This window comes from Pollutimonas thiosulfatoxidans (assembly GCF_004022565.1).
GTDB classification, from domain to species: domain Bacteria; phylum Pseudomonadota; class Gammaproteobacteria; order Burkholderiales; family Burkholderiaceae_B; genus Pusillimonas_D; species Pusillimonas_D thiosulfatoxidans.
In genome coordinates, this window is sequence record NZ_CP022987.1 from 2,143,019 (window position 1) to 2,168,654 (window position 25,636).

A 25,636-nucleotide genomic window follows, 5' to 3' on the forward strand; every position below is an offset into this window, starting at 1 on the left:
CAAGAGAGTCAATATGTTTGCTTTGAACAATCGGCGCGGGGTAATGCTGGCGTGTCTGGCACCGGCGGCAGCCTTCTTCTTCGCCTTCTGGCTGCTGCCCTTCGCGCGCCTGATTACGCTACCCGCAGAACAAGGCTGGTCGGCCTACTTCGATATCCTGACCGAGCGACGATACGTGGCCAGCATGTTCAATACCCTGGTCCTTTCCATAATCGTCACGGTCGCGACGCTGGTCATTGGCGCTGCGACCGGCGTCTATCTGGCCCGTCATGATTTTCGGGGCCGCTCTGCCCTCTTGTCGCTGCTGACGCTGCCTCTGGCATTTCCCGGCGTCATCGTCGGCTTCTTTGTGATTCTGCTGGGCGGCCGCCAAGGCTTGATCGCTGATCTCAGCCATGCAATGGGCTTTGGTCGGGTGACCTTCGCCTATGGACTGTTGGGACTGTTCCTGGCCTATGTGTATTTTTCGTTGCCACGTGCCATAGCGTCTTATACAGCGGCCGCCGAAGCCGTCGACATGCAACTTGAAGAGGCTGCCAGAATGTTGGGCGCAAGCCGCTGGCATCTCACGCGGGACGTCTGGATACCTCAACTGGCTCCGACCACAGTCGCTTGCGGAGCCATTATTTTTGCGACCGCCATGGGTGCATTCGGCACCGCCTTCACGTTGGCAAGCAAAGTGGAAGTTGTACCCATCACCATCTATAACGAGTTCACCAACTACGCCAATTTCGCCACGGCCGCCGCCTTGTCAATAGCCCTGGGGATCATTACATGGGCCGTCCTGTTTGCAGCCCGCATGGTCAGCGGCGCCTCGCCGGCAAATCAGGAGGCCAAATGAAACCACCCTGCGTCCATCGCGCGCCTATCCTGTTCACCGTTACTGTGCTGGTTGCGCTGTTCATGATCGGCCCGATGCTGGTTTCGATACTGGCTGGGCTGGTACAAAACTACAGCGTCGGCATCGCAAGTGGATTTACCTTGCGGTGGCTGGACGAAGTATGGTCGGTCTACGGGTCCACCGTAGGGGCCTCCATCGGCCTGGCGCTGGCTTGCATCGTCTGCACCATCGTCATGGGCGTACCCTGCGCCTATGCGCTTGCCCGTAGCCGCTCCCGCGCTGCGCGAGCATTCGAAGAACTGATCACGCTGCCGGTCGCGGTACCGGGCCTGGCTACCGCCCTCGCGCTGATCCTGGCCTACGGCGGCACGACCACCTTCCGACAAAGCTTCGCCTTTATTCTCGTGGGCCATGTGGTCTTTACCTTGCCGTTCATGGTACGGACGGTCTCTTCCGCCTTTCAGCGCCACGATCTGCTGGCCATGGAAGAGGCGGCCCGCACTTTGGGCGCAAGTTTTCCGCAACGATTTCTGGGCGTATTGGTGCCCGCTGTATTGCCGTCCATCGTGGCCGGCACGCTAATGGTATTTACGCTGTCGATTGGTGAGTTCAACCTGACCTGGATGCTGCATACGCCACTGACGCGCACGCTGCCAGTTGGCTTGGCCGACAGCTATGCCTCGATGCGCATCGAGATCGGGTCCGCCTACACCCTGGTGTTTTTCATCGTCATTCTGCCAACGCTTTGGATACTTCAGGCTGCATCGAGCTTTGTGCAAAAGCGATACGCCACCTGACAACAACTATGAAACTTGAAAAAACCCGCGTCGAGGTCGCGAACTGCGCCAAGACCTTTCCGGACGGCACTCGCGCCTTACTTTCGACCAACCTCGTCATAGAGCCGGGCGAAGTCATCGCCTTGCTGGGGCCTTCCGGCTGCGGCAAAACCACCTTGCTTCGCTTGCTTGCCGGCCTGGAAACGACCGATGACGGCGGCCGCATCAGCTTTGCGGAGCAAGACGTGACCCATCGGCCGGCCGAGAAGCGTGGCGTGGGCATGGTGTTCCAGAACTATGCACTGTTTCCCCAGATGAACGTCGAGGCGAACATCGCTTATGGGCTGACGATACGCGGCCTGCCTGCGCAACAACGCAAAAGCATCGTGGGCGAGCTCATCGACTTGGTGCGTCTGAATGGCCTCGAAAAGAAACGGCCAGCAGAATTGTCGGGTGGCCAGCGGCAACGCGTGGCGCTTGCCCGGGCCGTCGCCGTGCGTCCGCGCATCTTGCTACTTGACGAGCCCCTGGCGGCCCTGGACGCCAAGCTTAAAGAGTCGCTGCGGATTGAGCTGGCCGAGCTTCTGCGTCGCCTGGGCATTACCGCCGTCCATGTTACGCACGACCAGCAAGAAGCGCTGGCCATCGCCGATCGCCTGGCAGTCATGCACGCCGGCTCCATCGTTCAGATCGGCGACGGAGAATCCATTTACCGCAAGCCGACACATCCTTTCGTGGCGCAGTTCCTGGGTCGGGTCAACACCTTGCGGCGCGATGCCCAGGCGTGTGCGGACGGTGTCCTGCGTCTGGGCGGACAAAGCATGCCATGCCCCGAAGCCCTGCGGTCACACACTACGCTTATGGTACGACCCGAAGACTTGCAGTTAGGTCCCATGCGTGCAGGCTACGCGCAGGCGCGGATCGATCAGCGAGTGTTCCTGGGCGACCGCGTACAGTTCAAAGTGTCGACTGAGGGCCAAGACACCTTATTGGTTGAGATGCATGGTCATAGTCCTTTCCAGGCTGGCAGTACTGTAGGACTTTGGGTTGATCCGGATCGCTTGCTGCCCACCGCCCAGTTGCCGTCGCAAGCAGGATGAACATCAAGGATGTGGCCCGGGTCGCGGGCTTTTCCATCGCTACCGTTTCCCGTGCATTCAGAGCCCCGGAAAAGGTCAACGTGCACACACGTGCGCAGATTGAGCGCGTGGCAAAACAGTTGGGCTACATCGCCAATAGTTCGGCACAGGTGTTGCGGACCCGTCGCAGTCGCGTACTGGGTGTCGTACTACCCACCTTGCTGAACCCGGTCTTTGCCGAATGCCTGGACGGCATTGCAAGGGCAGCGCATGCCAGCGGGTATTCGATAGTGCCGGTTACTACGGACTATCAGGTAACTAGCGAAGAACGCACTGTACAGACATTTATTGCCGCCAATGTCGACGGTGTGCTTCTGGTGGTTTCCAACCCAGCCGATTCGCTTGCATTGCGCCTTCTGAAGTCCAAGCAGATACCGTACGTGCTGGCCTATAACCTGCACCAGGACCACCCTTGCGTCACCGTTGATAGCGAGGCCGCCGTCGCGGATGTCGTCGGACAGCTTGCTGATTGTGGTCACCGGCATATCGCCATGGTGTCAGGCCATCTGGCGCAATCAGACAGGGCGCAGCAGCGCTATCGCGGATATCTGAAAGCCATGCGCCAGTTAGGACTGCAGCACCGAGATCTTATCGAAGTGCCCTTCATGGCAACGTCCGTAGCGCAGATCAGCGTGCAGTTGGCGCGCAGCGACCGCCCTACCGCCTTATTCTGCTCCAACGATCTGCTGGCAATCCGGAGTGTACGCGCCGCCAATGACTCGGGCTTGCGTGTGCCGGACGATCTTTCCGTCGTAGGTTTTGATGGTATCGAGCTCGGCATGGACCTGACACCACGCCTGACCACGATCCAGCAACCAAACCGCGAGATGGGGCGCGTATGCGTCCGCTTGCTGGCGGATTCCCTGGCTCGCGGATTGCTGCCCGGGCCCGAACACACACAGATTCTTGACTATTCATTGCGTGTGGGTGAGTCGGCAACGATCACCGACGCCCACATGCCGACGCCATCGCGGAGAACAAAGTGATTACCTCTATCGTGCAGCTAAGCGATCCCCACATACGAGAGCCCGGCCGACTGGCATACAAGCGACTGGATACCGCCCCCTACTTATCGATGGCGGTTACTTCGGTTCTAACCTTGCGCCAGCAACCCGACGCCGTCGTGATAACCGGCGATCTGACGGACTTCGGAAGACCCGACGAATACGAGCACCTGCGCAAGCTGCTGTCGCCGCTACGCACCTCGATTTACTTGCTGCCCGGCAATCATGACTCGCGCACGGCAATGCGCATCGCGTTTCCTGATCACCCCTACCTGGGTGATGGCGACTTCATCCAGTACACCATCGATATCGGACCATTGCGCCTGATCGCGCTGGACACGGTGGTCCCCGGCGAAAGCTACGGTCGCTTGTGCAGTCATAGGCTGGCCTGGCTGGAGCAAGCGCTGGCAGAAACGCGCGAGCGGCCTGTGATCATTGCCATGCATCATCCGCCTTTCCGCACTCTTATCGGACACATGGACGAGATCGGCCTGCTGGAGGGCGCGACAGAGCTTGAAACCATCGTCGCCCGACACAGCAATGTGCAGCGCATCATTTGCGGGCACCTCCATCGCGCGATCACTACGCGCTTCGGCGGTACTATCGCATCGACCACACCTGCCCCAGCCCATCAGATAACGCTCAATCTCGCACCCGATGCCTCGTCGGACTGGATGCTTGAACCGCCGGGATTTCAAGTCCATGCCTGGGATGAAGGTAGCGGCCGTCTCGTCTCGCACACGGCCGCTTCGGGTGCATTTGCCGGGCCCTATCCCTTCCATGACAACGGCTTGCTGATAGATTGAAATACGACGCCTTCGCAATTAGCGCTTGAGCGAATTGCAACACTGCCTCAGAATGACGGGAATGTAGCACTGACGTAGACCAAGAAAGGAGAAGCTCATGGTTTCCATTAATACACCTATCACGATCATGTTCGTCATTTATATATTGGCGATGCTCGTAATAGGTTGGCTCGGCTACCGTTCTACAGCCAATCTTTCCGACTACATTTTGGGCGGCCGCCGGCTTGGCAGCTTCGTGACGGCATTGGCCGCGGGCGCCTCCGACATGAGCGGCTGGTTGCTCATGGGCTTGCCGGGCGCTATCTATTTATCGGGGCTTTCCGAAGCCTGGATCGCAATCGGCCTGATCATAGGCGCCTACCTAAACTGGCGCTTTGTGGCGGCACGTCTGCGGGTCTACACAGAAAAGACCAGCGACGCGCTGACCTTACCCGACTTCTTCTCGAACCGATTCAACGATTCCAGTAATTTGCTGCGTATCGTGTCGGCAATCGTCATTCTGATCTTCTTCACGATTTACGCAGCGTCCGGTGTGGTCGCGGGAGCCCGTCTGTTTGAAAGCATGTTTGGCATGTCGTACGTGCCAGCCATGTGGCTGGGTGCATTTTGCACCATGGCCTATGTGTTCATCGGCGGCTTCCTGGCTGTTAGTTGGACAGACACCATCCAGGCATCACTGATGTTCACTGCCCTGGTGCTCGTGCCCGTCATGATTGTCTTTTCGTTGGGCGGCGTCGGCGATAGCATCGCAGCGGTCGAAGCCATTGATCCTTCACGACTGGACTTCATCGCCAACCTGGACACCATTGCGATTATCTCGCTGCTTGCCTGGGGCCTGGGCTACTTCGGACAGCCGCACATTCTTGTGCGCTTCATGGCCGCCGAATCGCTGCAAACCATCCCGCACGCACGCCGCATCAGTATGACCTGGATGATCCTCTGTCTGGCAGGCGCTGTCGCGGTGGGCTTCTTTGGCATCGCCTACTTTGCCGCTCATCCAGACCAAGCGGCAGGGGTAACTGAAAACGCAGAGCGCGTCTTCATCGAGGCCTCGCTCTTCCTCTTCTGGCCACTGATAGCGGGCGTGTTGCTGGCTGCCGTGCTGGCCGCCGTCATGAGCACGCTTTCGGCACAACTACTGGTGTGTTCCAGCTCGTTGACGCAAGACATCTATAAAACCTTCTTCCGCAAGAATGCCAGCCAGCCCGAACTGGTTTGGTTCGGCCGAGCTATGGTTTTCATGATTGCCTTGATTGCGATCTGGCTGGCTTCCGACCCCAACAGCAAGGTGCTGGGCATGGTCAGCTACGCCTGGGCCGGCTTCGGCGCGGCATTCGGCCCGGTCGTCCTGTTCTCGCTGCTCTGGAGACCCATGACCCGCAATGGCGCCCTTGCCGGCATGATCATCGGGGCAGTCACGGTATTGGTCTGGAAACAGTTTGGCTGGCTCAGCCTGTACGAGATCGTGCCAGGCTTTGTGCTGGCGTCGATTGCAATTTACGTGGTCAGCAAGATGGGCGCATCGCCTGAAGCGGACGTATTATCGACTTTCGATAGCGTGCAGGACGACCTGAGGGGGCAGCACCAGTAAGGCGGTCGAATAGCAAATCGCGCCCTGGGCGCGATTTGCAATGGCGGATCAAGCCCGGGTAGCGACCGGATCGCGCTGCAACGATTGCACAGCCAGGAAGATCACCGTACCGATAGACAGCATCAGCCAGGACGGCCAGATAAGCGTGGCGATGCCGAAACCAACGGCAACGAATGACCCGATGGTAAGAACCTTGTTGCGTGGCTCGATGATGGCGCCGATGGCAGTACCCATAAGTATGGCAGCCAGGATCTGAATGATGTAGAGCATGGTTGGCCCCCTTGTTGTTTTGTTTGAAGGCGCGGGCGGCACGGCATCCACCCGCGTCGTCGTCCATACTGGACAGCCAGAGTGTATCATCGCCCCTCACTAACCAAGGCATCATCATGGCAAAGAAGAAAGGCAGTATTGATCCCGACGAGCAGGCACTGATCGCCTGGTGCATCGAGGTCGAGGGGCTATTGGTCGCGGCCGGTGCGAGCGTACGAGAAGCACAACAGCACATCGAAGAAGAAGCCGAATGGTTTACCGACCAGTTCTACGATGGCCTGACGCCGGAAGAAGCCGCCAAAGCGGCCCTTAACTAGCGCTACAGCACTTCCCGCCGCAACTCGGGAAACACCTTGGACACCTTGTCCAGCAGGTAGTCGCCGTAAATGCCATTGAAGGCATGAATATTCGCCTGGTCCCAGCGCGAGGCACTGTCGTCGGGATCCGGCACGGCGGGCAAGCCTTCAATGCGCTGCACACGCGCAAAGAAGTTGGGATCAAAGAACAGCGGAAAAGACAAGCGATCGTGCCCGGAGGTATTGCGCACGACCCGATGCGGAGTCGAGCGATACCATCCCCCCGTCATATGATCGAGCATATCGCCGATATTGCACACGAAGGCGCCAGGAATAGGTGGCGCCGCCAGCCAGCCGCCGGGTGTCTTCACTTCGAGTCCGCCGATATGGTCTTGCAGCAAGATGGTAAGCAAACCATAATCGGTGTGCTCGCCCACACCCCATTGCACATCCAGCCCTTCTGGCACTTGCTGCGATGGATAGTTGAAAAGCCGGAACAGAATCAGCGGATCGGTGGTGTAGCGCTCACTGAAGTAGCCGGCCGGCAGATCCAGGCTTAGGGCTATGCCTTCCATCAGTTGATGACCGAGTGCGGTAACTGCGTCCATGTACTCGAGTATGGTGTCCTTGAACTGCGGTACATCGGGAAACAGGTTGCGCCCGTGCACCGGGGTGCCAGCCTGCACCAGCGGATGGTCATCGGGCAACTCGGTGCCCAGATACAGGCCCTCCTTCCAGTCCGGCCTTCCGGAAGTCAGCTCACCACCCAAGGGAAAGTAGCCGCGCCAGGCACGGCCACCCAAGGCCATGCGCCAACGCATTTTCTCGGTCTCGTCCAGGCTGAAAAACTGGCGGCTTAAGGTTTCCAGGCGCTCTACCAGCGTTGCGCTGACACCATGATTCGTAACGTAAAAGAACCCGTGGGCGCGGCAGGCGTCGCGTATATTGCCCGCCACCTGCTGGCGCGCGGCGTCGGTCGCGGCCGTGACCAGGGCCGAAACATCAATAACAGGGAGCGTGTCGATGGGAAGACTGCCGCTCGTGGAATAAACCATTTGAAACTCCGAAATCAGATCGCTCGAGCAAAAGGCGTGCGAATGTCAGAAAGAAATTGCTGCGCGCGGGGATGCTGCGGCCGATTGAAAAAATCGTCAGGCGTTGCGGTCTCCAGGATGCTGCCGGCGTCCATGAAGAAGACGCGGTCTGCCACCTCGTGGGCGAACCCCATTTCGTGGCTGACGCACACCATGGTCATGCCGTCGCGAGCCAGGTCGCGCATCACCAATAGCACTTCGCCCACCATTTCCGGATCCAGCGCACTGGTCGGCTCGTCGAAGAGCATCAGGGGCGGTTCCATGGCCAGCGCCCGCGCGATCGCGACGCGCTGCTGCTGCCCACCGGACAGGGCATCGGGCATGGCGTCGGCCTTAAAGGCCAGCCCGACACGCTCCAGCAAGGCCATGGCCTGCTCGCGTGCCTGCTTGGCGGACAAGCCACGTAAATGCATGGGCGCGAGCGTGCAATTTTCCAGCACGGACAGATGAGGAAACAAATTGAATTGCTGAAAGACAAAACCAATGCTGGATCGGAAGGCGTTCACGTCCAGATTTTTATCGTGGATGTCCTGTCCGTTGACGCGTATGCGTCCAGATTGAATCGGCTCCAGGCGGTTCAGCGTGCGTATCAAGGTGGACTTGCCCGAGCCCGAAGGCCCGCACACCACCACAACCTCGCCGCGAGCCACCTTGGCATTGATGTTGACCAGCGCATGGTACTTGCCATACCACTTGTTGACGTCATGAAATTCGATCATGCCGATACCTCTTGCAAAGGCGCAGCAATCGCGCGGCGCGATAGCCGGCGCTCCAGCCAGTAGGCAAAACGCCCCAGACCGAAGCACATGGTGAAATAGGTCAGGCCAAGGACCAGATAGATCTGCGCCGGCCACACCATGACCTGCGTATTGATCTGCGATGTAATGAAAGACACCTCAGCAAGCCCAATGATGTAACCCAGGGATGTCTCCTTGATGGTAGAGACAAACTGGTTGACCAGCGAAGGCAGCATGTTGCGTAAAGCCTGGGGCAGCACTACCAGGCGCATCGCGCGAAAATACCCCAAACCCAGCGACCGGGCAGACTCCATCTGCCCTTTTGGCAAGCCCTGTATGCCGGCGCGTATGATCTCCGCCAGATAGGCAGCGTCGAACACCACCAGCGCGATCAGCATAGTGGTGAACTGGTCGGTCTTCACACCGGTCACACTGGGCAGGAAGAAATAAGCCCAGAACACCACCATCAGCAGTGGCGTGCCCCGCACCACAAACACCAGCGCACTGACCGGCCAGCGCACTGCGCGCCAGGGGCTGATGCGGGCAAAGGCCAGCACTACGCCCAACGGCAGGGCCAGCACCAGCGCCAATGACGCCAGGATGACCGTCAGAGCCAGGCCACCTAGCGGGCCATACGGATACTGACCCACCAGAAAATACAGCCAGTACGTATCGATGATCTCCAGGAAACCGCTCATAGCGCTCTCGCTGGATAACGATGCTGGAACCAGGCAGCCAAGCCCGTGATCATCAGCGATAGGCTTAAATAGGCCGCCGTCGCAAAGGCAAAGGACTCGAAGCTGCGAAACGTGGCGCTCTCGACCTGGCCTGCCTGGTACATCAGTTCTGCCACCCCGATCACTGTAGCGATACTGGTGTTCTTCCAGAGATTCAGGGTTTGGGAAATAAGGGGCGGCGTGGTCACCCGCAAGGCTTGCGGCAGAATGACCCTGCGCATGGCGCCCATAAAGCTGAAACCCAGCGCGCGGGCGGCTTCGAACTGGACAGTGGAAATCGAGCGGATGCCACTGCGGATGTCCTCTGCCATATAAGCCGAGGTGTAAAGGGTCAGTGCTATGACCGCGCAAGTGGCTTCGATGTCTCCGGCATAGAGCCATTTTCGCCAGCTATCCGGCAAAAGCTCTGGCGCGCCGAAATACCAGAACAGCATGTGCGCAAGCAGAGGTATGTTGCGTATGGACTCGACAAATACAAAGCCGATGGCGCGTAACGGGGCAAAGGGCGACAGGCGCAACAGCGCGACGATGGTCGCCAAAGGCAAGGACAGCAGCAGCGACACAAACAGCAGCATTAACGATAACGACAGGCCCGCCAGGAGCATGTCGTGATACTGACCGCTGAGCAGCATGGATACATCAAATTCGGGCATGGCGTACTTCAATACTTCGGTCGCCTGAGCCGACCCATGGAACCAGGCTTGCAGGACGTGAAAAAATAGTCGGCCAGAGCTAGGGAAGCCCTGAAGCTCCGGCCGTTCCTGGCCTAGTCGATTTTATCCGTTTCGAACTTGAAGTCGCGCGATGTGAACTGGGATTTGGTGTCTGGGCCGTACCATTTGAAGAAAATCTTCTCGGCTTCGCCGGAAGCTTCCAGCTCGCGCAGCGTGTCGTCCACGACTTTCTTCAGCGCGACCTCACCTTTACGCAAGCCCAAGGCCAGCGGCTCTTTGCTGAGGTTTTCCTTCAGGACCACGAAGTCTTTCTGTGCCGGGCCAAGCTTGGCATACACGCGCATCAGGGCAGCTTCATCGTCAACATAGCCCGCACCCTTGCCTTGCTGCAGGGCCTGGAAGGCTTGCTGGCTGGTATCAAAAGTGACCACATCGACGTCAGGCACCGCTTTACGTACGTTAGGCTCTTGCGTACCGCCGCGCAAAGTCACGACCTTCTTGCCCGACAGGTCCGCCAGGTTTGCGACGCCACTATCTTTGCGTACCAGTACTTTCTGCCCTGTGACGAAAGTCGTCAAGGAGAAATCCACCAGCGCCTCGCGCTCTTTATTGTGGGTCAGGCCGGCAGCAATAATATCGACATGGCCTTGTTGAAGCTCGGGAATGCGGGCGGCAACCGCCACCTGCTTGAATACCGGCTTCACGCCTATCTTGTCGGCGATGGCGTTTGCCAAGTCGACTTCGTAGCCGATGAACTGGCGCGTTTTGGGATCAATAAAAGTGGCCGGCTCGTCAGTACCCAGAACACCCACAACCAACTCACCTTTCTTCTTGATATCCTCTAGTTGGTCGGCATGAGCGACCGCCGCCGAAAGACTCAAGACCGTCGCGCCCACTAGAGCGATCAGTTTTGTTAAACGCATGATTTCTGCCTGCTAATAATGATGAATGGTAATTAAGAACTGCTTCGTTACTATAAAAAAGCATATCAGCGCGCGCAGTAACTCGGAAATGATTAAATCTTATAAGTTTATGGATTGTCTGTGTATATAGAAAATGTCTCCGCGCTTTTCATCCTGGGCCACGCCGGCACAGGCAAAACCTTCCTGACCAATCACTTCGTGGCCAGCCAGCGCAAGTCCGGCCATAGCTGGTGCGTGCTGGACAAGGATGTCGTCAGCGAAGTGTGGTCAGGCGCGCTGCTGTCTGCCCACGGCCATGACCCCAATGACCGCGACAGCCCCTTCTTCAAGGAAGCCATACGCGACCTAGGTTACCAAGGCACCTTACGCATAGGTAGAGATCAACTCGAACTGGGCACCAACGTGGTTTTCCCCGCACCCTGGAGCCGGGAATTGGCCTCGGGCGCCCTGTTTTCGGCCGCAGCACTGAATCTGCCCGAGCATACGCGGCTGGGGCACGTCTGGCTGGACCTGCCCATCGATGTGCGCAAGGCCCGCATCATCAGCCGCGGCGACCCCCGCGATCAATGGAAGCTGGATCACTGGGACGATTACGTTCGAGGACTGAAGCGCCCGGCGGCGGTGTCGGATGGCCGCGTGCCCGTTCTGGATGCCAGCCTACCGATAGACGAACAGATCACGTTCTTGAACAATCTGGCGCAGGGCGCCAGCTAGTCCGTTACAGGCTTAAACCGCCACTTGCCTCGATGACTGCTCCATTGACATAGCTGGCCTCGTCACTGGCCAGGAAGGCGTAAATATTGGCGATCTCCATGGGCCTGCCCAGCCTTTTCAGGGGTACTTGCTCGCGCATCTTGGTCAGCACGGTGTCTGGCACGCTGGACAACATGGAGGTCTCGATGAAGCCAGGCGCTACGGCGTTCACCCGGATGCCCTTGGGGCCCAGCTCGCGAGCCCAGGTTTTCGTGAAACCGATCACGCCGAACTTCGCGGCCGCATAATTGGTTTGCCCGAAGTTGCCGTAGATGCCTACGACGGAGCTCGCATTCAGAATAACGCCGCTGCCTTGCGCAATCATGAAGCCGATAACCGACTGCGCGGCGTTGAACACCCCCTTCAGATTGATGTCTATAACGGAATCGAACTCGTCAGTGCTCATTTTCTCGAGCCGCGCGTCCCGCGTAATGCCGGCGTTATTCACCAGAATGTCAAGGCGCCCAAAGCGCTCCACCACTTGGGCAACCATCCCATCAAGCGCGGGCCGATCGGTAACACTGAGCGCGAAACCGATCGCTGGACCGCCTTGGGCTTCACATGCGGCTACTGTACGTTCTACCGCTACGGCATTCAGGTCGCATACGACAACCGTTGCGCCTTCGCGAGCAAATTTCAGTGCCGTCGCCTCTCCAATGCCTTGGCCTGCGCCGGTAACAACCGCGACTTTTCCTTGTAGCTTCATAATTCTGCCAATATAAAGATGGCTAGCCATCGTTAACGAATGCGTATGCGCCGCCTTCGCAGCGAGGCGCCCCGCGCTCGCAAGCTTAACGAGTTTTTTGACGTCAGGGCAATCAGGTAGAATTGTCGATTCCGAATCACTCCAGTCGCTGCTTTGATGCGACGCCTCGCTTGCACGCTGCAGGTTGGCTGTTTCATGTATCTCTTCCACACATTCAACCGCGAATGGCTGGCCAACCCCCGAGCCGACATTCTGGCGGGCATACTCGTTGCCTTGGCCTTGATCCCCGAAGCTATCGGCTTTTCCATCATCGCCGGCGTGGATCCCCGCGTCGGGCTGTATGCGTCCTTTTCCATTGCGGTGATTATCTCGCTAGTGGGTGGGCGGCCGGGAATGATCTCGGCGGCCACCGCCGCCGTTGCAGTCGTTGTCGTGCCGCTGGTGCGCGACCATGGCGTCGATTACCTTTTCGCCGCCACCGCCCTGATGGGCGTCCTCCAGATTGCGGCAGGCTTTCTGCGGCTGGACCTGCTTATGCAATATGTGTCCAGATCGGTGGTCACAGGCTTTGTGAATGCGTTGGCCATACTGATATTTGCCGCGCAGCTGCCACAACTGATGGGCGTCACGTGGGTTACCTATGCCATGGTTGCAGCCGCCCTGGCGATTATTTACCTGCTGCCGCGATTCACTCGAGTCATACCGTCGCCACTGATCGCGATCGTGATCCTGACCATCGTATCGATCTATGGCGGCCTGGACGTCAACACTGTGGGCGACATGGGCGAACTGCCTTCGACCTTGCCTTCCTTTTTGTTGCCCAACATCCCGCTGACGTGGGAAACGCTGCAGATCATCTTTCCTTATTCGCTGACCATGGCGGCCGTTGGACTGCTCGAATCCATGATGACCGCGCAGATTGTCGATGACCTGACCGACACGCCCAGCGATAAGCGCCGGGAATGCAAAGGCCAGGGCATAGCGAACTTCGTGACGGCATTCTTTGGTGGCATGGGCGGTTGCGCCATGATCGGCCAATCGGTGATCAACGTTAAGTCAGGCGGTTCGACGCGGCTCTCCACTTTTGTGGCGGGCGCATTTCTGCTTTTCCTGATTGTCGTGCTTGGCCCCTTGGTGGCGCAGATTCCCATGCCGGCGCTGGTCGCCGTGATGATTATGGTGTCAATCGGCACCTTCAGTTGGAGCTCCGTAAAAAATCTGCGGTCTTATCCCTGGCAGTCGTCCGTGGTGATGATCGTGACAGTGGTCGTGGTCGTTTGGACCCATGACCTCGCGCGGGGCGTTCTGGCTGGCGTCATCCTCAGTGGCCTGTTCTTCGCCGGCAAGGTCAAGCAACTGTTCACCGTCCACACCAGCCTGTCTTCGGACGGCAAGATACGCACATACTTTTACGTGGGCCAGGTGTTCTTTGCATCCGCCGAGCGGCTGGCCGAGGCCATAGACTTCAAGGAAGTCGTCGATAAGGTCGTGATAGACCTGAGCGCAGCTCACTTCTGGGATATATCGGCCGTCGGCATACTGGACAAGGCCATCCTGAAGTTGCGTCGGGAAGGCACTGAGGTAGAGATCACCGGCCTGAATGAAAGTAGCGCGACACTCGTCAGCCGCTACGCCGTCTACGATAAGGCCGGTGTCAACGCTGGCTCTCAGGTGCATTAGGAAAAGACATGCCGAAAATACTCGCTTGCCTTGATACGTCCGCCTATGCCGAAAGTGTTTGCGATGTAGCCGCGTGGGCAGCAGCAAGACTGGCGTACCCCGTCGAACTTTTGCATGTCGTCCAACGCAAGAGTGCCGTTGCCATGCGCAACGACTTTAGCGGTGCTATCGGGTTGGGCGTCAAGAGCAGCCTCTTGCAAGAGCTTACCGAAATCGAAGAGGCGGAAGCCAAGCTGGCTGTGGAAAGCGGCCGCGCACTCTTATCTGCCGCAACAGATCGCTTGCGCTCGGCAGGCCTTACCGACATTGCCGTGACGCATCGCCATGGCGGTATTGTTGAAACCATCATCGAGCGTGAAGCCGATTGTGCGGTTGTCGTCATGGGCAAACGAGGTGCATCGCGCGAGTTCGCCTCCGCCCATATGGGTTCGAAGATCGAGCGCGTTCTGCGAGCCAGCTCGAAACCGACCCTGATCGCACCACTGAAGCTGCGGCCAATCAAGAATGCGATTATTGCCTTCGATGGCGGCGCATCGGCAAAGCGCGCCCTGGACCTGGTCCTGACGTCGCCGCTATTTGCCGGCATGGCGCCACATGTCATCATGGCAGGTACCGACAACGAAGAGAATCGTGCCGTACTCGAGGCAGTGCGCCAACGATTTGCCGACGCGGGAACTCGTGCCGAGACGGTTCTGCTTTCTGGAGTGGCGGAGACGGCAATATCGGACTACATGGACGCCCATGCCGAAAGCGTGCTTGTCATGGGCGCCTATGGACACTCGCCGCTACGCAATATGATCGTCGGCAGCACGACAACGTCGGTTATCCGAATGATATCAGTGCCGATACTGCTTGTTCGCTAGCGTCGCCGGCAGCCATTCCAGGGGTCTCTACAAGCGGATCAGTCGCTTGCCGAGGTTTTCGCCACGGTACAGTTCTTCGATTGCATGCATGGCGCTGTCCAGGCCATCGCTAATGTGTTCACGATACGTCAGCTTACCGGCGCGAATCAGCGCTTCAAGCTGATTGACGTACGTGGCATAAGTGTCCATGTGATCGAAAAGAATGAAGCCCTGCATGCGGGCGCGACGCGTCAATAGAAATCGTTCGACCCGCGGTCCCATGGGGACGGGATCCCACTTGGAGATGGAGGCGGTGCCGCACACGATCACCCGCGCGCCGATCGCCAACTGCGGCATAACCGCGTCTGAAATCAGCCCGGCGGTGTTGTCGAAGTAGACATCGACACCATCAGGGCAGGCGTCTTGCAAGGCGCCGGCTATGTCGTCCGTCTTGTAGTTGATGACATGGTCATAACCGAACTGCTCATAACAGGCCCGGACTTTTTCAGGCGTGCTGGTCAGGCCTACCGTTCGGCAGCCTAAAGCTTTCGCAAGCTGGCCCACGCAAGAGCCCACGCCCCCGGCGGCTGTGGAAACGACAACGGTTTCGCCTCGCTTGGGTGCGCCTATGGTGTGCAACGCTGTCGCGGCGGTAACGCCATTGATACCCAGCACCCCCAGGTATAAAGACGGCGGGATATCCGTGGCGGTGATCTTCTGTACGACTGCAGATGGCTGCACCACAGCGTATTGCTGCCACCCGAACCAGCCCATCAAGCGATCGCCCTCCGTATAGCCTTCGGCTTGCGATGCGACGACGGTGCCTACGCACAAGGACCGCATCACTTCGCCTATGCCAACGCTGGAGTAATTGTTGGCGTCAGCCAGCCATCCGCGCATGGCGGGCTCGACCGACAGCCACTCGTTTCGTACCAGGATCTGGCCAGCCTCCACGGCCGGGACGGCCTGGGTGTCTTTGCGAAAATTTGCCGCCGTCGGAATGGCTTCGGGTCGCGATACTACGCGGATGACTTCGTTGTTTAAGGGGTTCATGGGTTGCTCTCGATAAATGTTGGGGGCCAACGCCAAGTGTCCCATACCAGCTTATGGAATCAATACCACCTTACCCAACTGCCGAGAACTAGACAAGAATGTTAAAGCGTCTGCTGCCTTGTCAAAGCCAAAACAGGCAGCTACTGGAACACTGATGGAGGACAACAGCCCCTGAACGTCCTGCCTCATACTTGCATTCAGCACACGGATTTCATCGCGACTGCGTGTTCTAAACGTTACACCCATATAGGAGAGCCGACGCAGAGCATGTAAGTTGAAGTCGAACTCCGCTTGTGCTCCGCCCAATCGTCCAACATTTACAATCCTGCCGCCGATAGCAGCCGCGGCCATGCACTGGTTTGTGGCTTCCCCGGAGACTAAATCCACAATGATCGAAGCCCCTTCTCCCTTGGTCGCCTCCAGCACCGCCTCGGGCCATCCGGCCTCCGAAGTGTCGACTGGAACGTCGCAACCGTATGCGTGCAGTGTTGACAAATGTATGGAGCTTCTTGACGTGCCCATCACGCACGACGCTCCGAGTGCCTTGGCCAACTGCATTCCTATCAGGCCCATGCAAGATGTGGCGCCCTGTATCAGGACGGTACTGCCGGTCCGCAAGCCACCCTGGGTTACTAGAGCGTCATGCATCGTTTGCAGGCCTAAGAGCAAGGACGACGCAGTCTCCCATGCCATCCCGTTAGGCACCCTACAGCATCGGTGTGCATCTGCGACCGCAAACTGCGCATAGCCGCCACTGCCGGTACACATCACTCGATCGCCCACTTTAAACTCTTCGACCTGTGAGCCCACCTCCGCTACTTCGCCGGCCCACTCCATTCCGATGATTTGGTCTTTTGGATCACGCAGAGCCACGAGATCGATGCGATTCATTCCAATCGCCTTCACCTTGACAAGAATCTCTTGTGGTCCCGGCGTAGGCTGAGCAACGTCCGCAACCTCCACGCCAGCCGCAGCACTGATTAATGCTTTCATGTTTCTACTCTTCGGTAAGACTCAACGGAGTCGCCATATAACGTAACTGGAGCCGCTCGGGCTCCAGCGCCACTTCAACCATTTACTGTGACACCCGCACGGTCGATGATTTGAGACCACTTCTGATAGTCGCCGACAACCACCTTTGAGGCTTCCGCGCGGGAAACATTTGCAGGTTCGAGCCCCGCGCCAGTCAATGTCTTCTGGGTAGCCGGGTCAGAATTTGCCTCCGACATAGCCTCCGCAAGGAGAGAAATCGCTTGCTCAGGTGTTCCCTGCGGAGCAAACAGTCCGAACCACGAGTACACCTCAAAATCGCCCCCGAACACCTCGGCAACGGTCGGGACGTCCGGAAAGTCCTTGTGCCGTTGACGCCCAGTGACTGCATAAGCCTTGAGCTTTCCTGATTGGATATGTTGCGCCAAAAAGGATGTGTTATCGAAGACTGTGTCGATCACCCCACCCAGCAGATCGATGAGTGCTGGAGCACCACCTCGGTAGGGAATGCTCAGCATCTGAATGCCGGTAAGCTCTTTAAAATACTCCGATGCAAGGTGTGCGAGCGTTCCGTTACCGCCATTACCCATATCCAATGGAGTATTTTTTGCATACGCTACCAGTTCCCTGATGTTGTTCGGTTCGAGCGAGGCCTTGCCAGCCAGGATCATGGATCCGCGCGTACTCAGTCCGATGGGAACGAAAGAAGTTTCAGGACTGAATTTCGCGTTCGCATACAGTGCAGGCGCCACCGCAAGACTACTGGTGCCACCCCATAAAAGGGTGTAGCCATCTGCGGCTGACTGCGCCACTTGGGTGGTTCCGAGTATCCCGCCGGCACCGGGCTTGTTCTCTACCACAACCGGTTGCCCCAGCGCCACGCTCATCGCGCGGGCGATCACCCGGGCGCTGGCATCCGTGGGCCCTCCCGGTGCGAAAGGAACCACGATGGTTATCGGTCCCGAAGGGAATTTTCCTTGCGCGAATACCGAAGGAAGAACCAGTTGGCTCGCTGCTGCTGCACCCAAAACCGAAAGGAACCGACGTCGAGTTGTTATTGAAATTTTGTGCATATTGTCTCCTGTTGTGAATCGAAAAATGATGTGATTTATCTAGCAGGCAACACTATTGCCGTAACTTCGCCGAGTCCTATCCGAGGAAAACCTGGGGCATCACACCAACCAGTCATGACAATCTCGTCGCCGTCCTCGACAAAAGTCCGCTTTTCCCCGGTGGGCAAATCAAACCCAACCGTTCCACCGTTGGTGAACTCCATCAGACATGCGCGCGAATCATCCGTAGGACCTGACAACGTTCCCGAACCCAACACATCACCTGCCTCGAGGTTTGTTCCATTTGAAGTCTGGTGGGCTACAAGCTGGGCAATCGTCCAGTAGTTCTCTTTAAAATTACTTGTCGAGATCTTGTAAGCATCGATCCCTTCCGCCCGCATCTTAGCTGTACGAATGAGTACGTCGACTCGAACCTGCAGTCCGCCTTTGGAGCGCATATCCGCATCGTCCAGATGCGGTAACAGCTTGCGCTCACCGTCCTCGCTCCATGGCGGCGATGTCCAATACGGAGCTAATGCGTCGGCTGTTACGACCCAGTCGCCTAAGTGAGTCGCAAAGCTCTTACCCAAAAAGGGTCCAAGCGGAGCATATTCCCAGAACTGGATATCCCGCGCGGACCAGTCATTAAGCAGTCCGATGCCAAACACATGGTTCAACGCAGAACCAATGGGGATGGGCTCACCCAAAGCATTTTGGGCGCCGCTGTAGATAGCTAGTTCAGCTTCATAGTCGAGGCGTCTGCACGATACATATTCCGGCCCGCCGGACAGAGTTTTGACCTGGCCACGCGGTCGGTGGAACGACGTTCCTGACGCAAGAATCGACGATGTGCGGCCATGATAGGCGACCGGCAGCCAATGGTAGTTCGGGAGAATCGGTGCGTCGGGCCGAACCAGGGCGCCGATACGTGCGGCATGGTGAATAGATGAATAGAAATCGCTGAAGTTGTACGGCTTGACGGGTAGAACCAAAGCCGTATCCACCTGCGCACGGAGATAGGGCTTAAGCTGCTTCTGCAGCGCATCGCTGGCGTCCTCGGACAATGCAGCAAATAGCGCATGGCGCAAGGCCTTGGCCGCGTACGAACCTGCCATCATAAGGGGGCGCATCTGCCCGCCAGCTACATACTGTAGCGCGTCGCGCAGTGATTCCGGTAGTTCGACGGCTATGGCAACAGCCGTCAAATCGAGAATGCGATCACCAATCCCGCATCCAACCCTGGACTCTCCGGCTTCTTCAAAACGGCACAAGGGCAAGTTCTGAATCGGAAAATCGGACCCGGCGTTGGCGGATATCACCCAACTTCTGGCTGTTGGGTTATGTGTGTGATCGAGTTGCTGTACAACGGTGCTCATGCTTTCTCCGGGAGAGTAACGCGCTGGAATCCTTGCCACGCGCTGTGATAATCGTTCTGACGCGCGGTACTTTCCAATGCTTTAGTCGTAGCCACAAAAGGCAGCGCAGATTCAAGGACAAATGCCATCGTCCCTAACAAATACTCAGGCTCAAGCTTGCGAGTGGACGCTGCTACCCAAGAGGATGCATCAGGCCCATGGCCCATCATGCAGTTATGAATGGCGAGTCCACCTGGCTGGAATCCATCTGAGCGCACCTCATACTTGCCAACTACCAGACCCATTGCTTCGCTCATCGTATTCCGGTGGAACCAGGGTGGTCTGAAAGTGTCTTCGGCAACTTGCCAGCGCGGTGGAAAAATGGCGATCTCGAGGTTCGGCGCGCCCGCCGGGCCACCTGCCGATGTGAGCACTGTAAAAATAGAGGGGTCAGCATGGTCGAAACTAACTGTGTTAACGACCATGAACCTGCTTAAATCGTACTTGCAAGGTAGGTAGTTTCCTCGCCATGCCACCACGTCCAACGGCGTAAAAGCCAGGTCCGTTGCCCAAAACGAGCCGGCGAACTTGTTCACCCAGCGCATGGGACCTCGGCGGTCATGTACTTGAGCGACCGGATGAAGAAAGTCACGGGCTGCCGCCAGACCGTTCGCCCCTATTGGGCCAAGGTCAGGCAGTTGAAACGGTTGCCCATAGTTTTCAATCAAATACCCTCTGGCTTCGCCCCCTTTCTCGGGCTGGGCAAGAAGCTTCACGCCTCTGGGGATAAGCGCGATCTCACCCGGAACGATCTCCAGAACTCCAAATTCGGTGTGACAGCGCAATTTGGAGGTAGTTGGGATCCACAACATTTCCGCATCGGCGTTCGAAAACGCTGGCGCATCGGCATCCTCTGAAATCGCATACGCGTGCACAGCGCCCCCGCTCCGTCCGGCGCACGATCCTGTGATCGTTAGAGTAACGACACCGAAGGGAAACGCAGCGGGCACCAGCTCGTCGGGCTGCCGTTGTAAGCGAATCCTGTTGCCCTCCGCCACCGTCGCGCTCTCCGACAGAAAATCTTCAGCATCAATCATCACAAACGCACCATGGCTTGCCGTGGGCATCTGTTTATAGAGCCATGATCTCCGGCTAAGGTGCCGGGGCGTTACAAAAGGCGATCCCGATAACTGCTCGACATACAGGCCAAAAGGCGCTTGTTGTGGGGAATTTCGCCCTACCGGCAATGCTCCCGGAATCATCTCTGATTCAAGTTCATTGCCGAAGCCACTAAGGTAAGTGAGGGCCTCTTCTTTATGCTGCAAAATTAACCTCCTTGGTTCTCGTGGTGAAGATGGTCAAATTTGGAGCAGCGGCGCCGACGAAGAAAACGATCCGGCATCCGCTGCTTCAAATGACCACCTCATCAACGTTGTAGGAGAACACCCAGTCATAGCGCTCGCTCACTTTCTCTGAAGTCCACTCAGTGCTTACATAGCTCTCGGCCGCCCCCGGGGTGGCTAGCAATGGATTATGAAATCGTTGCAGGTTGTTTGCGGAGCCGCGTACAATTTTGGTCGTGCGATCAATACGCAACGACTGATATACCTGCAATGCAAGCTCTACATCGTCCGCATACTTCTTGAGACAACGCGCCAACACATAGCCATCCTCGATAGCCATTGCAGCTCCTTGCGACATAAACGGAAGGGTTGCATGTGCAGCGTCACCCAATAGAGCGACTCGGCCGGAAACCCAGTTCGTCATAGGCTCGCGTACCATCAAAGCCCAAACAAAAGGAGTGATGAGCGATTGTGCGAGTGTTAATACGTCCGGATGCCAGCCCTTGAAGTCCGCCACGCATTCGTCGACCGTGCCTTTAGCCGTCCACGACTCGTCGGTCCAGTTCTCTTTTTCCAGTATTCCAACAAAGTTGACCAACTCACCATGCCTCAAAGGGTAGTGAACAACGTGAGATCCAGGACCCATCCAGTTCACACCGAGTGGCTCTCTTAGGTGCTCCGGTAAGTCTCTTGACGGAATGACACCTCGCCATGCCACACAACCCGAGAAGGTTGGCTCGTCGGTTGCGATCAACTTGCTCCTCACAACCGAATGCACGCCATCCGCGCCAATAAGTACGTCAGCTCGCAGAGCTTGGCTACTTCCAAGCCGGACCACAACCTCTTCTCCTTGCTTCTCCACATCAACTACTGCTGCGTTGAGATGAATCGCATCCGGCTTTTCCTGACGCACGGCCTCAACCAAAACTCGGTGTAAATCGGCTCGATAAGCAGTGAAATAGGGATAACCGTAGCGCCTCACAGAGTCTGCCCCAAAATCAAACAGCTTCCAGGTTTGCCCCGTGTTCCATAGGCGAAATCTTTTCCCCGACGGCATGCTCGAAATGCCGAGCAACTGCTGCTCAAGTCCCAACTGGTAAAGGGGACGCACGGCATTAGCACTAAGTTGCACGCCAGCGCCTACCTCTTTAAGCTCGGAAGCCTTTTCCAATACAGTGACATCAAAGCCTTGCTTTAGTAGGGCTAGTGCCGCCGTAAGCCCACCGATACCAGCGCCAGCGATAATAATTTTAGGAGTCATTGTTTACGAACAATTCGAGTGAAGGGTGACTGAGCTGTAATTGTCAGCCAGCACTACTGATAAGTACATCAGTAATATCAAATGAATTAAGTGGGTTTTGCTATAATTAGCTGATGAACATTACTACCCGCCAGTTACGCGCCTTCACCGCCGTGGCACGCTTAGGCAGCTTTACTCGCGCGGCTCAACAGATCCACATGACTCAAGCGGGGCTGAGCGGAATCGTACGGGAGCTTGAAACACAAGTTGGGCAACGACTGTTCGACAGGACCACGCGAACGGTCACTCTGACGGCTTCGGGTGCAGCCCTTCTGCCGATCGCAACGCAAGTTCTGCAGTCCCTCGACGGAGCCTCCGCAATCCTGGACAACATCGGCTCCGCGGAGCGTCGTACTCTTACCGTTGCCACCACTCCCATGCTGTCTTCCACCGTACTGCCCGGTGCAATTCGCGCTTTCGCGGTCACCCACCCCTATGTTTCCGTCAATATCCGTGATCTGGATAGGTCGGAGATACAGGGCCAGGTTGATGCCGGCCATGTCGATGCAGGGTTCGGCGTCTTTCTTGGTGCTGCTGTTGGAATAGATCGGGTTCCGCTCCTAAAGCTGCCCTTGCTTCTTGCCGCACCCGAGGAAGAGAAGCTGCCAACGAGCGTTTCGTGGAAAAAATTGAAAGGCGCTAAGCTAGTAGCGCTTGCAGTAGACAATCCAGTTCAACGGGTTATTGATGAGCAGTTGGGACGGATCGGCCAGGCTAATGAAGAGCGACCTTGCGTCAACAACTTCAATACCCTTCTTGCAATGGTTGAAGCCGCCTTCGGATGGGCGATCGTTCCCTCATTTGCCCGGCTAGGGGGGCGGTACAAGGTGAGCTTCGCAGAGTTGACCGGGCCCCGCATCAGCTTGGACTTTTATCAGATTACAAAGAAGGGACGGAGTGTTAATCCTGCTCTTGGGGAATTCTCTACGACCCTCAAGCGTATCCTTTCAACTCCAGTTAGCTGATGCCACGGCTTCATCACTGCTCGCCTCCGGCCGTCTTCATTGCGGTCCTGAACGACGAGCAGCGCGCGCAGCTGGACTACCTGCTGCGTTGTTTTCTGTCAGGCCTGGAGGCGGAACAAGATCCATCGGGAAAAAGCCAACATCGTATGGCTGGGCCGCGTGCACGACGGCCTGAAATACCACATCTACACCAACAAAAAACCCGACAACAATTCCTTTGAAGAGATGAAGCTGCGCAGCGTGCCCGTGTATCGCTCGTTCTTTCAGTCGCTGGGCGCCCTGCCTCTGCAAATGCGGCCCGGCGAAGTCTATACCGCGCTTGAACGTGGCGTGGTCGATGGCTATGGATGGCCTAGCGTCGGCATCTTCGACCTGGGCCGGCAGGAAAAGACCAAGTATCGCGTTGACCCCGGTTTCTACAACGTCGAGGTCGGCCTATACATGAATCAGAACGCCTACTCGAAGCTTGATGACAAGCAACGCGCCTTCCTGGACGACCAGGTCCGCAGCTTGAAACCAAGTACGCGGAAGACCAAACGCTGGCAGAGCAAGAAAAGAAACAACTGACCGAAGCGGGCATCGAAATCATTGCCCTGCCACCTGACGAGGCCGAGAAGTTCGTTGCCCAGGCCAATGAAAGTGCATGGAAAGCCATCGATCAGGCCAGCCCCAAATACGCCGCCGAGCTACGGAAACTCTTCGGCCCTAAATAATCAGCGTCTATCTTCACGTATTGGTCTGATCGGGCGGCATACCTTGCGGGATCCGGGCGGCACAGCTGCCCTGCTTGCCCGATTCCAGTTGGGTGCCCAGCCCATAGCAGGTCATCGAAATGCCGCCCATGGAATAACCGCGCAGCAAGGCCTCGGGCTTGCTGCCTTCTGCAGTGGCCAGTCCGGCGACATAAAGCAGGGGAATGAAGTGGTCCGGTGTCGGAACCGCAAGGCTATAGTCGGGGTGCTCCGTAAGACGAAGGATTTCACCGGGGTCTTGCGCTAGCTGCTCGACCACCGCATCATCAAAGCGTTCAGCCCAATCGTAGGCAAAATCCTGGCGATCCCATTGCAGGCGCTGCAAGTTGTGCACCACATTGCCGCTGGCGATTATCATCACCCCGTTGTTTCTTAAGGCATCAAGTTTGGCCGCCAGATCAAGGTGGTAGTCCAAGGGCCTGAGGGCGTTAAGCGAAAGCTGCACCACCGGTATGTCGGCGTCGGGATAGATATGCGCCAACACTGACCAGGTGCCATGGTCCAGCCCCCATTGGTCGCGATCCAGGCCCACCCACTGCGGCTTTACGACTTCGGTGATCTCGCGAGCAAGATCCGGATCACCCTGCGCCGGATAATCGAAATCAAACAATTGCTGCGGAAACCCATAAAAATCGTGAATGGTCCTGGGACGCGCCATGGCTGTTACCGCAGTCGCGCCAAAGTACCAATGTGCCGATATCACGAGCAGCGCCCGTGGCCGCGGCAACTGCTGGCCAAAAACCTTCCATGCGTTGGTAAAGTCATTGGATTCAAGCGTATTCATGGGACTGCCATGTCCAACAAATAGCACTGGCATCTTGCTCATCGCATGTTCCTTCGGCGTAACCGCAAAGTTGAGTGACAGGGATTCATGTTAAATGTAGCTCATTCCATATTTATCAGCGAGAACGACCATGAACCTACGTACCAATGTTGGTAAACGCAAGTTGGGCAGGACCGACCTGCAGATCGCTCCCCTGGTTTTCGGCTGCAATGTATTCGGGTGGACAGTAGACACGGACACGTCTTTCAATTTACTGGACCGCTTTATTGGCGCAGGCCTTAACGCCATTGACACTGCCGACATGTATTCAACCTGGGTGCCGGGCAACCAGGGCGGCGAGTCCGAGACCATTATCGGGCAATGGCTGAAGGCAGATGCGTCGCGCCGCGAGAAGATCGTGCTTATTACCAAGGTTGGCGCCCCCTTGGGACCGGATCGTAGCGGCCTGTCGGCCAAGCGCATAATCAGCGCCGCAGAAGACTCATTGCGGCGCTTGCAGACCGATCATATCGATCTGTATTTCAGTCATTACCCCGATGAGCAAACACCGGTCGAAGAAACCTTGCGCGCCTATGAGACGCTGATCCAGCAAGGCAAGGTGCGCGCCATCGGCGCCTCTAACCACAGTACAGCGCAACTGCGCGAGGCGCTGGCTGTCGCTGCTGACGCCGGGCTGCCGCGCTACGATGTATTGCAGCCCGAATACAATCTATATGATCGGGCCGGCTTCGAAGACGAACTGCGCGACATGGCACTGAACCAGAACTTTGGGGTCATCAGCTACTACAGCCTGGCGTCCGGTTTCCTCAGTGGCAAGTATCGCAGCAAGGGCGATCTGGGCAAAAGCGTAAGGGGCGGCGGCATAGAGAAGTATCTTGACGCACGTGGCATGCGGATTCTTGCTGCGCTGGACGCGGTCGCGAAAGTGCATAACGCTCAGCCGGCCGAAGTTGCCCTGGCTTGGGTAATGACCCGCGAAGGCGTGACGGCACCCATTGCCAGTGCCACCAGTGTCGAACAGGTCGATAGCCTGATTCGGGCTACGCAGCTTGTTCTTACGCCGGCTGACCTCGCGTTGCTGGAGAACGCCAGCGCGAACGCCTGATGGGCTTGCGGGCACTGTCGTCTTATTCTCTTTCCGGCTTAACCAATGTATAGATTCGACCTACGCAG

At 57.3% G+C, this 25,636-nt stretch carries 27 protein-coding genes; 13 read left to right on the top strand and 14 right to left on the bottom strand.

Features of this window, described 5'->3' with window-relative positions; translation table 11 throughout:
• Nucleotides 1-13 precede the first annotated feature (13 nt).
• From CKA81_RS10295 to putP, 6 genes are all read left to right on the top strand, one after another.
• Entirely contained in the window at nt 14-841 is an 828-nt protein-coding gene (locus CKA81_RS10295) for an ABC transporter permease (protein ID WP_128355184.1), read from the top strand.
• The gene (locus CKA81_RS10300; RefSeq protein ID WP_128355185.1) at nt 838-1,638 is read left to right on the top strand and encodes an ABC transporter permease; all 801 of its coding nucleotides are present in this window, start codon (nt 838-840) and stop codon (nt 1,636-1,638) included. Before CKA81_RS10295 ends, CKA81_RS10300 begins: the two co-directional genes overlap by 4 nt.
• Nucleotides 1,639-1,646: 8 nt before the next feature.
• A complete protein-coding gene (locus CKA81_RS10305; RefSeq protein ID WP_128355186.1) occupies nt 1,647-2,717 on the top strand; it encodes an ABC transporter ATP-binding protein in 1,071 nt (356 codons plus the stop codon).
• The gene (locus CKA81_RS10310; RefSeq protein ID WP_128355187.1) at nt 2,714-3,742 is read left to right on the top strand and encodes a LacI family DNA-binding transcriptional regulator; all 1,029 of its coding nucleotides are present in this window, start codon (nt 2,714-2,716) and stop codon (nt 3,740-3,742) included. Before CKA81_RS10305 ends, CKA81_RS10310 begins: the two co-directional genes overlap by 4 nt.
• A complete protein-coding gene (locus tag CKA81_RS10315; protein WP_128355188.1) occupies nt 3,739-4,566 on the top strand; it encodes a phosphodiesterase in 828 nt (275 codons plus the stop codon). Before CKA81_RS10310 ends, CKA81_RS10315 begins: the two co-directional genes overlap by 4 nt.
• 97 nt (nt 4,567-4,663) lie before the next feature.
• The gene (putP, locus tag CKA81_RS10320) at nt 4,664-6,157 is read left to right on the top strand and encodes a sodium/proline symporter PutP (protein WP_128355189.1); all 1,494 of its coding nucleotides are present in this window, start codon (nt 4,664-4,666) and stop codon (nt 6,155-6,157) included.
• A gap of 48 nt (nt 6,158-6,205) precedes the next feature.
• Here the strand turns inward: putP and CKA81_RS10325 are convergent, their stop codons facing one another.
• Nucleotides 6,206-6,427 (bottom strand): hypothetical protein, encoded by a 222-nt coding sequence (locus CKA81_RS10325; RefSeq protein WP_128355190.1) that lies wholly within the window; start codon nt 6,425-6,427, stop codon nt 6,206-6,208.
• 116 nt (nt 6,428-6,543) lie between these two features.
• Between CKA81_RS10325 and CKA81_RS10330 the strand changes: the two genes are divergently transcribed.
• Nucleotides 6,544-6,744: a hypothetical protein gene (locus CKA81_RS10330; RefSeq protein ID WP_128355191.1), complete on the top strand. Its 201-nt coding sequence runs from the start codon at nt 6,544-6,546 to the stop codon at nt 6,742-6,744.
• Nucleotides 6,745-6,746: 2 nt separating this feature from the next.
• On the opposite strand, the gene CKA81_RS10335 is transcribed toward CKA81_RS10330, so the two are convergent.
• From CKA81_RS10335 to CKA81_RS10355, 5 genes are all read right to left on the bottom strand, one after another.
• Nucleotides 6,747-7,778, bottom strand: a complete 1,032-nt coding sequence (locus CKA81_RS10335; protein WP_128355192.1) for an isopenicillin N synthase family dioxygenase — start codon at nt 7,776-7,778, stop codon at nt 6,747-6,749.
• A 14-nt stretch (nt 7,779-7,792) separates the two neighbouring features.
• On the bottom strand, nt 7,793-8,536 hold the full coding sequence (locus CKA81_RS10340; protein WP_128355193.1) for an amino acid ABC transporter ATP-binding protein: 744 nt from the start codon (nt 8,534-8,536) through the stop codon (nt 7,793-7,795).
• Entirely contained in the window at nt 8,533-9,252 is a 720-nt protein-coding gene (locus CKA81_RS10345; RefSeq protein ID WP_128355194.1) for an amino acid ABC transporter permease, read from the bottom strand. The genes CKA81_RS10340 and CKA81_RS10345 overlap by 4 nt, the downstream gene beginning before the upstream one ends.
• On the bottom strand, nt 9,249-9,944 hold the full coding sequence (locus CKA81_RS10350) for an amino acid ABC transporter permease (protein WP_128355195.1): 696 nt from the start codon (nt 9,942-9,944) through the stop codon (nt 9,249-9,251). Before CKA81_RS10350 ends, CKA81_RS10345 begins: the two co-directional genes overlap by 4 nt.
• A 113-nt stretch (nt 9,945-10,057) precedes the next feature.
• Nucleotides 10,058-10,888 (bottom strand): ABC transporter substrate-binding protein, encoded by an 831-nt coding sequence (locus CKA81_RS10355; protein WP_128355196.1) that lies wholly within the window; start codon nt 10,886-10,888, stop codon nt 10,058-10,060.
• Nucleotides 10,889-11,008: 120 nt separating this feature from the next.
• Here CKA81_RS10355 and CKA81_RS10360 point away from each other — a divergent pair, with 120 nt between their 5' ends.
• On the top strand, nt 11,009-11,602 hold the full coding sequence (locus tag CKA81_RS10360) for an AAA family ATPase (protein ID WP_164878376.1): 594 nt from the start codon (nt 11,009-11,011) through the stop codon (nt 11,600-11,602).
• A 4-nt stretch (nt 11,603-11,606) separates the two neighbouring features.
• Here CKA81_RS10360 and fabG read toward each other — a convergent pair whose 3' ends face one another.
• Nucleotides 11,607-12,347 carry a 3-oxoacyl-ACP reductase FabG gene (fabG, locus tag CKA81_RS10365; protein WP_128355198.1) on the bottom strand — a complete coding sequence of 247 codons (741 nt, stop codon included), beginning with the start codon at nt 12,345-12,347 and terminating at the stop codon, nt 11,607-11,609.
• Between the two features lie 195 nt (nt 12,348-12,542).
• Between fabG and CKA81_RS10370 the strand changes: the two genes are divergently transcribed.
• Nucleotides 12,543-14,027 carry a SulP family inorganic anion transporter gene (locus CKA81_RS10370; protein WP_128355199.1) on the top strand — a complete coding sequence of 495 codons (1,485 nt, stop codon included), beginning with the start codon at nt 12,543-12,545 and terminating at the stop codon, nt 14,025-14,027.
• 8 nt (nt 14,028-14,035) lie between these two features.
• A complete protein-coding gene (locus CKA81_RS10375; protein WP_128355200.1) occupies nt 14,036-14,890 on the top strand; it encodes a universal stress protein in 855 nt (284 codons plus the stop codon).
• Nucleotides 14,891-14,917: 27 nt separating this feature from the next.
• Here CKA81_RS10375 and CKA81_RS10380 read toward each other — a convergent pair whose 3' ends face one another.
• From CKA81_RS10380 to CKA81_RS10405, 6 genes are all read right to left on the bottom strand, one after another.
• Complete coding sequence (locus CKA81_RS10380) at nt 14,918-15,922, bottom strand: NADP-dependent oxidoreductase (RefSeq protein WP_128355201.1); 1,005 nt, start codon at nt 15,920-15,922, stop codon at nt 14,918-14,920.
• A gap of 51 nt (nt 15,923-15,973) precedes the next feature.
• Entirely contained in the window at nt 15,974-16,915 is a 942-nt protein-coding gene (locus CKA81_RS10385) for a quinone oxidoreductase family protein (protein ID WP_128355202.1), read from the bottom strand.
• A 74-nt stretch (nt 16,916-16,989) separates the two neighbouring features.
• Nucleotides 16,990-17,985: a Bug family tripartite tricarboxylate transporter substrate binding protein gene (locus tag CKA81_RS10390; RefSeq protein ID WP_128355203.1), complete on the bottom strand. Its 996-nt coding sequence runs from the start codon at nt 17,983-17,985 to the stop codon at nt 16,990-16,992.
• A gap of 35 nt (nt 17,986-18,020) precedes the next feature.
• Nucleotides 18,021-19,340, bottom strand: coding sequence for a fumarylacetoacetase (gene fahA / locus CKA81_RS10395; RefSeq protein WP_128355204.1), 1,320 nt, complete (start codon nt 19,338-19,340; stop codon nt 18,021-18,023).
• Complete coding sequence (hmgA, locus tag CKA81_RS10400; RefSeq protein ID WP_228255702.1) at nt 19,337-20,644, bottom strand: homogentisate 1,2-dioxygenase; 1,308 nt, start codon at nt 20,642-20,644, stop codon at nt 19,337-19,339. The genes fahA and hmgA overlap by 4 nt, the downstream gene beginning before the upstream one ends.
• 85 nt (nt 20,645-20,729) lie before the next feature.
• Nucleotides 20,730-21,923, bottom strand: a complete 1,194-nt coding sequence (locus CKA81_RS10405; RefSeq protein ID WP_128355206.1) for an FAD-dependent monooxygenase — start codon at nt 21,921-21,923, stop codon at nt 20,730-20,732.
• 113 nt (nt 21,924-22,036) lie between these two features.
• On the opposite strand from CKA81_RS10405, the gene CKA81_RS10410 reads away from it, so the two are divergent.
• Nucleotides 22,037-22,927, top strand: coding sequence for a LysR family transcriptional regulator (locus CKA81_RS10410; RefSeq protein ID WP_128355207.1), 891 nt, complete (start codon nt 22,037-22,039; stop codon nt 22,925-22,927).
• 159 nt (nt 22,928-23,086) lie between these two features.
• On the top strand, nt 23,087-23,494 hold the full coding sequence (gene dctP, locus CKA81_RS10415; protein ID WP_199287532.1) for a TRAP transporter substrate-binding protein DctP: 408 nt from the start codon (nt 23,087-23,089) through the stop codon (nt 23,492-23,494).
• A gap of 159 nt (nt 23,495-23,653) precedes the next feature.
• On the opposite strand, the gene ygiD is transcribed toward dctP, so the two are convergent.
• Nucleotides 23,654-24,505, bottom strand: coding sequence for a 4,5-DOPA-extradiol-dioxygenase (gene ygiD / locus CKA81_RS10420; protein WP_128355208.1), 852 nt, complete (start codon nt 24,503-24,505; stop codon nt 23,654-23,656).
• Nucleotides 24,506-24,593: 88 nt separating this feature from the next.
• On the opposite strand from ygiD, the gene CKA81_RS10425 reads away from it, so the two are divergent.
• A complete protein-coding gene (locus tag CKA81_RS10425; RefSeq protein WP_128355209.1) occupies nt 24,594-25,568 on the top strand; it encodes an aldo/keto reductase in 975 nt (324 codons plus the stop codon).
• The last annotated feature ends 68 nt before the right edge of the window (nt 25,569-25,636 follow it).

What these genes read in the sequence shown, in the direction of transcription:
- CKA81_RS10310 (WP_128355187.1), top strand. Translation starts at nt 2,714, where the DNA reads ATGAACATCAAGGATGTGGCCCGGGTCGCGGGCTTTTCCATCGCTACC.
- CKA81_RS10335 (WP_128355192.1), bottom strand. Translation starts at nt 7,778, where the DNA reads ATGGTTTATTCCACGAGCGGCAGTCTTCCCATCGACACGCTCCCTGTT.
- CKA81_RS10405 (WP_128355206.1), bottom strand. Translation starts at nt 21,923, where the DNA reads ATGACTCCTAAAATTATTATCGCTGGCGCTGGTATCGGTGGGCTTACG.
- CKA81_RS10385 (WP_128355202.1), bottom strand. Translation starts at nt 16,915, where the DNA reads ATGAAAGCATTAATCAGTGCTGCGGCTGGCGTGGAGGTTGCGGACGTT.
- CKA81_RS10325 (WP_128355190.1), bottom strand. Translation starts at nt 6,427, where the DNA reads ATGCTCTACATCATTCAGATCCTGGCTGCCATACTTATGGGTACTGCC.
- CKA81_RS10370 (WP_128355199.1), top strand. Translation starts at nt 12,543, where the DNA reads ATGTATCTCTTCCACACATTCAACCGCGAATGGCTGGCCAACCCCCGA.
- ygiD (WP_128355208.1), bottom strand. Translation starts at nt 24,505, where the DNA reads ATGAGCAAGATGCCAGTGCTATTTGTTGGACATGGCAGTCCCATGAAT.
- CKA81_RS10350 (WP_128355195.1), bottom strand. Translation starts at nt 9,944, where the DNA reads ATGCCCGAATTTGATGTATCCATGCTGCTCAGCGGTCAGTATCACGAC.
- CKA81_RS10380 (WP_128355201.1), bottom strand. Translation starts at nt 15,922, where the DNA reads ATGAACCCCTTAAACAACGAAGTCATCCGCGTAGTATCGCGACCCGAA.
- CKA81_RS10345 (WP_128355194.1), bottom strand. Translation starts at nt 9,252, where the DNA reads ATGAGCGGTTTCCTGGAGATCATCGATACGTACTGGCTGTATTTTCTG.
- fabG (WP_128355198.1), bottom strand. Translation starts at nt 12,347, where the DNA reads ATGAAGCTACAAGGAAAAGTCGCGGTTGTTACCGGCGCAGGCCAAGGC.
- CKA81_RS10410 (WP_128355207.1), top strand. Translation starts at nt 22,037, where the DNA reads ATGAACATTACTACCCGCCAGTTACGCGCCTTCACCGCCGTGGCACGC.
- CKA81_RS10390 (WP_128355203.1), bottom strand. Translation starts at nt 17,985, where the DNA reads ATGCACAAAATTTCAATAACAACTCGACGTCGGTTCCTTTCGGTTTTG.
- CKA81_RS10305 (WP_128355186.1), top strand. Translation starts at nt 1,647, where the DNA reads ATGAAACTTGAAAAAACCCGCGTCGAGGTCGCGAACTGCGCCAAGACC.
- fahA (WP_128355204.1), bottom strand. Translation starts at nt 19,340, where the DNA reads ATGAGCACCGTTGTACAGCAACTCGATCACACACATAACCCAACAGCC.
- CKA81_RS10340 (WP_128355193.1), bottom strand. Translation starts at nt 8,536, where the DNA reads ATGATCGAATTTCATGACGTCAACAAGTGGTATGGCAAGTACCATGCG.
- CKA81_RS10425 (WP_128355209.1), top strand. Translation starts at nt 24,594, where the DNA reads ATGAACCTACGTACCAATGTTGGTAAACGCAAGTTGGGCAGGACCGAC.
- putP (WP_128355189.1), top strand. Translation starts at nt 4,664, where the DNA reads ATGGTTTCCATTAATACACCTATCACGATCATGTTCGTCATTTATATA.
- CKA81_RS10300 (WP_128355185.1), top strand. Translation starts at nt 838, where the DNA reads ATGAAACCACCCTGCGTCCATCGCGCGCCTATCCTGTTCACCGTTACT.
- CKA81_RS10375 (WP_128355200.1), top strand. Translation starts at nt 14,036, where the DNA reads ATGCCGAAAATACTCGCTTGCCTTGATACGTCCGCCTATGCCGAAAGT.
- CKA81_RS10330 (WP_128355191.1), top strand. Translation starts at nt 6,544, where the DNA reads ATGGCAAAGAAGAAAGGCAGTATTGATCCCGACGAGCAGGCACTGATC.
- CKA81_RS10355 (WP_128355196.1), bottom strand. Translation starts at nt 10,888, where the DNA reads ATGCGTTTAACAAAACTGATCGCTCTAGTGGGCGCGACGGTCTTGAGT.
- CKA81_RS10295 (WP_128355184.1), top strand. Translation starts at nt 14, where the DNA reads ATGTTTGCTTTGAACAATCGGCGCGGGGTAATGCTGGCGTGTCTGGCA.